This window comes from Microcystis sp. M53603_WE2 (assembly GCF_030065435.1).
In genome coordinates this window covers 1-2,763 of sequence record NZ_JASJFF010000912.1, presented here as the reverse complement: position 1 = coordinate 2,763, position 2,763 = coordinate 1, and the positions used below count along the sequence as shown (strand labels likewise).

2 protein-coding genes and 1 pseudogene are annotated in these 2,763 nt (G+C 40.6%); 2 read left to right on the top strand and 1 reads right to left on the bottom strand.

Annotation, left to right across the window (positions count from 1 at the left end; translation table 11 throughout):
- Nucleotides 1-245: 245 nt before the first annotated feature.
- The gene (locus PX481_RS19365; protein WP_288095520.1) at nucleotides 246-1,046 is read left to right on the top strand and encodes a formylglycine-generating enzyme family protein; all 801 of its coding nucleotides are present in this window, start codon (nucleotides 246-248) and stop codon (nucleotides 1,044-1,046) included.
- Between the two features lie 476 nt (nucleotides 1,047-1,522).
- On the opposite strand, the gene PX481_RS19360 is transcribed toward PX481_RS19365, so the two are convergent.
- Entirely contained in the window at nucleotides 1,523-2,443 is a 921-nt protein-coding gene (locus PX481_RS19360) for a hypothetical protein (RefSeq protein ID WP_288095517.1), read from the bottom strand.
- A 207-nt stretch (nucleotides 2,444-2,650) separates the two neighbouring features.
- Here PX481_RS19360 and PX481_RS19355 point away from each other — a divergent pair.
- Nucleotides 2,651-2,763 (top strand): annotated as a pseudogene (locus tag PX481_RS19355) (PhoH family protein); the annotation flags it as partial.

Here is a 2,763-nt window from a genome sequence, read left to right as displayed (position 1 = left end):
GGGGATCAAACCCCCCTTATCAAGGGGGGGAGGGGGGATCAACCCTACAATCAATTTTTAATTTAATTATAATCACTTACTTAGGGCTTGCTGAAAAAGTACGGGCGAAGCATTCGGATAGAAAATCTACGGTTTCACCGATAGGTTATTACCCGAATGCTTCGCCCCTACAGGACGCGGGCCGATACAGAACACTAAAACCCTTACCTCGTCTATATTTTATATTTATTCAGCAAACCCTACTTATGCCTACAATAATCATCCAAAAGACCCAAAAACGTCTTTTAATCTATAGAGAAAAACTCACCGATGACCTAGAAATAGAATTAGTCAAAATACCATCGGGAACCTTTACAATGGGTTCTTCAGAACAAGAAAGTAGTAATAAAAGTGAAAAGCCGCAACACAACGTCACCCTGAAAAACTTCTTGATGGGTATTTATCCCATTACCCAAGCTCAATGGTTATATATTGCCCAAAGAAAAGATTTAAAAGTAGAGCAAGATTTAAAACCAGAGCCATCGGAGTTTAAAGGCAGCACAAACCCCGTTGAAATGGTAAGTTGGTTAGATGCCGTCGAATTTTGCCAAAGGCTCTCTAAATTAAGTAAAAGAAAATATAGGCTACCAACGGAAGCTGAGTGGGAGTACGCTTGTCGAGCGCAAACCAAACCCTTAAATCTCGATAAAGGAGAAACCTACCCCCCCTATCACTTTGGGGAAATTCTTACCCCAGATTTAGCCAACTATGATAACAATCTCCAAAAAACCACCCCTGTTGGGCAATTCTACGCCAACGACTTTGGTTTATATGATATGCACGGAAATGTCTGGGAGTGGTGTCAAGATGATTGGCGCGAAAACTATGAGGAGATAAAAAAGAGCAAAAAACAGCAAAATCAGGCATATAAAGCTCTGCGGGGCGGTTCCTGGGGCAGCAATCCTGTTTACTGCCGTTCCGCGTTTCGCAGCTACGACTACCGCCGCGACTACCGCATCTTCTATAACGGTTTTCGGGTAGTCTGCGTATTCGGGAGGACTTTGTAACCCTTTTTCTCTTTTTTCCCTTTTTACCCTTTTTCGATTTTTTTGAGCAAATGTACTATATATGTACTATAAAAGGATTGAGAGAATTATCTTGATACTAAATCCGTTGAGTATAGGTAACATATCAGGATAGGCAAAAGGCAAGAGGCAAGAGGCAAAAGGGGGAATAATACCATTTTTCTTTATTCGTGGCAGACATTCTACTCCTTTCTCCCAAAAAGGGAGAAGGGTTGGGGGTGAGGGAATTAACCATCTCTGCCATTACTTTAGAAAAATGGTATAAATAATCAGTTTTTAATAACTGGATTTAGTATGAGTAGAAAAAGGGTTTCTCGGAGAAACCCTTTTTCTGTGGGGTATAAATTGCTTGTTGAGACGAGACAAGAGGCAACAGTAAAGGGATTGGGGGAAGTTCAACTAATCTAAGAATAAGCGGTTTAAATGCGTCTTAGTTTACATCAACAGCTGCTCAGTTATTAGTATTCTCCCCCATCATTTTTTTTCTGGTCTAAAAGATGATTATAGATCACACTTTTGAGAGATTGCCAAAAAGGAACTAATAAAGTACTCAGAAGTAAGAAAATAGTAGTCAGACCATAGGAAAACATCGCCATTTGTTGTAAAAAAAGAGGATTTTCCGTGAGCGTTTGCCAGTCCTCCACCGATTCCAAACTACTATAAAAAGAGGAAAAATTGACCCAAAAGGGAATTGAAGCCAAAGCCCATGACAGAATATAAACTGGAATAATTAATAAACTGGCAATAAATATCACTCCTACAATTCTCCAAGCCGAGTTTTTAGTTAAATGCCAACCTCTCTTGATTGCTTGCCAACTGCCTAAATTATCTTCAATTACTAAGGGCAATTCGGCAATGCAAATGCGAGCAGATAACCAAAGGAAGAAAAAAGGAAGACAGAAAAAAGCTGGTAAAATAAGCAATACACCAAGGATGGGGATAAAACTGACTAGCACCAGAGACAGCGTTATCGGCAAGATTATTGCCGCTCCCAACAAACCGATCAAAACCTGCATCCACCACAAGCGCCACATTTTCGGCTTAACTTTTTTTTCCGCTTGTCCGGCAGTTTCCGGCTGATAAATAATGTCTTGAAAAGCTAATCGCGAGATAACCGCATTATTGAAAAGAGACTTAGCAGCCGAGAAAATTTGTATCGGGAAAAGAAATAAACGTAAACCAATATCGCTGCCTTGTTCGGGGGTAATTGTTTGATAAAGTAATTGACTGAGAATTAATTGCAAAACTAAGGGGAGAAGCGACCACAAGCCGGCGCGGACAGCAAAGAATACATAAGTTGGGAAGCGATCACGATAAAGACGGAAGGCAGTATTAATCGTATTGCCAATATTCAAAGGCTCGATGGAATTGTTAGTCACGGTGGGACTCCTTACAGAATGCCACCACTATATTAGGTTAAGTAACTAATAACAGCTAAAAACTTCCAATTTAATCAATATTTCCAGCTAAGACAACAATCGGAAAATTTTGGACTAATTAGCCGTCCTCGCTCCCGTCGCTTTTGCTAAAGTGGTAGAATTTGACCAACGATTCAATTCCCCAGTGGAGAAAGTGCGATCGCATTGATGGTCTTAACTCCCTTGGGATTCGGTTCGCGCATGGTAGTAACTGGAGATGTCACCCAAACCGATTTACCGCAACAACAAGAATCGGGGTTAATTGCCGCTCAAAAAATCCT

What these genes read in the sequence shown, in the direction of transcription:
- PX481_RS19365 (WP_288095520.1), top strand. Translation starts at nt 246, where the DNA reads ATGCCTACAATAATCATCCAAAAGACCCAAAAACGTCTTTTAATCTAT.